Here is a 2976-nt window from a genome sequence, read left to right as displayed (position 1 = left end):
TCGTCGGCAGCGTCAGATGTGTATAAGAGACAGCCGTAACCACGAGAAGTGGGAAAGTGAGGGCGACGAATGGAAGCTGACCGAGCAACAGAGCATTGAGCCAGACATCGAATGGGCCAGTGTCTTTGATATGTTTCCGGACCCTTACTCCCATGACCCGGGAAAACCCAATGATCTGTTCCGTCGCCATGTGTTGACCCGCCATGAATTCAGGGAACTCGGGGAAAGCCCGGGCTTTGAAGCAGAAACGATTATGGACATTCTGGCTGAGTCACCCCAAGGCAATCATGTTCCTTTGGATTACGAGCGTGAGCTGCGCAACATCAACGACAATGACGAACAGCATGTAAAGCCCCGTCGCTATGACGTGCTGGAGTACTGGGGGCCAGTGGATGGTCAGCAGTTAATGGAGTATGGCGTCAACGATGTAGAAGAACAGATGGAGTACCAGGCCAATATCTGGATCTGTGATGGCAGGGTCGTTATGGCACGGCTCAATCCCCTGAAGCCTGAAAGTATTCCCTACAAATTCGTACCCTATGAGTCGGTATTGCATCGCTTCTGGGGCATCGGTGTCCCGTACATGATGAACGACAGTCAGGATGTAATGAACTCCACCGGCAGAGCTTTGCTAGACAATGCAGCATTAACCGCTGGCCCCATGTTCCAGATGGATGTATCGAAGCTACCGGAAGGCGTATCACTGGAAGATGCCAAGAAAATCTATCCATACCGACTCTGGTTCTACGACGGTGAGGCCGGTGAAGGACCCATGATTGATGCCATTAACATCAATAGCAATCAGGGTGACCTGTCCGGCATCTTTGAAATGTTCCGTCGCTTTGCAGATGAAGAAACCTCACTCCCCAGCTACCCCCACGGCGAACAGACCCAGAGCATAAACAAAACCGCCAGCGGCATGAGTATGCTGATGACCGCCGCCAATGTGGCCATGAAAAGTGTCGTCAAAAACATAGACGACTATGCAACCGTTCCGCTGATCGACAGCCTGTTCAATTTCGCCATGCGCTGGAGTGACAGAGAGGATGCCAAGCGGGGAGATCTGGATATCGTCCCTATGGGTAGTGCTGCGCTGGTGGCCAAAGAGCTGCAATCAGAACGAATGATGAACGCCCTGAATATCACCATGAATCCGGTGCTGGGTCCCATGACCGACCATCGTTACTTGCTCAATGAATATATGAAAGCCCTGGATATTGATCCCGATAAAGCCCTCAGACCTGAAGAGGAACTCTATGCCCAATCCCTTGCACCTGACCAGCCAGGAGGCGGAAGCGATCCTGCGGCTGGAGGCCAGCCCGGATTACCAGACGCTACTGGAACACCTCCAACGTCGCCGAACGGAGCTACTGGAGAAAATGGCCAACGCCCGGGATTCAACCGATTTACGCATCCTTCAGGGTAAGGCGCAGGAACTGAGTGATTTAGTGCAGTTAGCGCACCGGTCACGAACTTTTATTCGATAAATGATAATTGGTGGAAACTTTTTTATTGAATTGTGGACTAAGGCTTTAGATCTTGACTGAGGAGCTGTGCGTGAAAGTGTCCGATGTATTGAGGATTAGCTGTCAGCGGCGCTGCACAATCCAGTCTGAATAACATAAGGAGTGCCATATGCCAAATCCTGTAGGAAAAACAACCCAAGCTGTAGGTAACGCTCTAGACAATGCTTCAGCCCACGGCGTGGAAACAAAATGGCAACACCACGGTAGCGTAAAGGTTTCTGAGACGAAACCAATAAATGAAGCAGGCCTTAGGGCGGAGGGAACCACGGCTTCGCAACCGATACGGAGGTCATTAGCCGAGAAATGTAAATCGGAGTTATCGGAGGTAGTGGATAATATAGGCGCTGCGTGGTCTAAGGCCGTTGAAGAAGATGTTACGTGGTTGAAAGAATTAAACGGAAAAACACCAATTCAGCCAACTAATGATTTAATTCACAACACTGATTGTACAGTATCGCATGCCGCAGCTGGTGGTACAGTACTGCATGCCTTAGCTGAGAAAGGCTATTTAAGAGCCATGAAAGCAGCGATAGAAAAAGGCGCTAATAGATCAATAAAGAATTATGCTGGCAAAACGGCAGAAATGCTCTTGAATAGAGAATCCAGAATGGAATTAAAAAAAATGCTCAAATCAGATTAAGGGTAGTGGGTTAGATGTGTGGATAAGCGTCCCGGTGCCATGGGATCGCAAACTCTGCATTGTTTCTTCTCACACTTTTGACCTACCACCTGATTAAGTATGCTACTGAGCAGCAATCCTTGAGGATTTTGTCGACAAACATGTTTTTTAACCGAACCGCCACAAGGCGGTTTTTTTTCGCTTGTGAACTGTGGATAAGTTTCGACCCCACAGCGATCAGGTTAAACAAAATGTGGATAAGCCTAAGCGCCCCACACGGAGAATGAAGATGGCGATTGACGCCGACCAGCTGGACAGTGATACCGATGCCGAACTGGCAGCCCTGATGGGTAAGGCCCTGAATGCCCCTGTTTCTTATGACGAGCAGCAGGACAAGCAAAACGAGCCACCACCCGCACCCGCTGATGATGTGCCCCCGCCACCTGCGCCGGAGCCGGATTCTCAAAACGAGCCGCCTGCCCCCGACGATGGTAATGACTGGCAGGACAAGTACACCAAAGCGGAAGAGTCCCGCAAAAATGCCCACGCTCTGATGACCCAGGCCACGCAGAAATCCGCTGATCTGGATCGCAGTAATCAACAGCTTCAGCAACAGATGGCGACTCTGCAGGCTCAGGTGGATTTACTCAGCCAACAGAGTGCGACACCGCCAGCCAGTGAACCACCCGCTGACCAGTTTCAGGAACTCCGCAAGGACTACCAGGAGCTGGACCCTGTGTTCAACCTGTCTCTTATACACATCTGACGCTGCCGACGAAAGATACACGGTGTAGATCTCTGTGGGCGCCGTCTCACTAAAAAAAAAAACGT

3 protein-coding genes are annotated in these 2976 nt (G+C 50.6%); all 3 read left to right on the top strand.

Translation table 11 applies throughout. The features are described 5' to 3' along the window. The coding region (locus RM811_RS02935) for a hypothetical protein (protein ID WP_402520602.1) at positions 1-1426 on the top strand (1426 nt) is incomplete at its 5' end. Between the two features lie 209 nt (positions 1427-1635). Beyond that, complete coding sequence (locus RM811_RS02930) at positions 1636-2166, top strand: hypothetical protein (RefSeq protein WP_402520600.1); 531 nt, start codon at positions 1636-1638, stop codon at positions 2164-2166. A gap of 232 nt (positions 2167-2398) precedes the next feature. Further along, complete coding sequence (locus RM811_RS02925) at positions 2399-2911, top strand: hypothetical protein (protein WP_402520598.1); 513 nt, start codon at positions 2399-2401, stop codon at positions 2909-2911. Positions 2912-2976: the final 65 nt, after the last annotated feature.

The sequence above is a fragment of the Endozoicomonas sp. genome (assembly GCF_031844845.1).
Taxonomy (GTDB): Bacteria; Pseudomonadota; Gammaproteobacteria; order Pseudomonadales; family Endozoicomonadaceae; genus Endozoicomonas.
The sequence above is the reverse complement of the archived record's forward strand: the minus strand, read 5'-3'. Positions and strand labels throughout refer to the sequence as shown.

Coding starts and splice junctions, on each gene's coding strand:
- RM811_RS02930 (WP_402520600.1), top strand. CDS start 1,636: ATGCCAAATCCTGTAGGAAAAACAACCCAAGCTGTAGGTAACGCTCTA.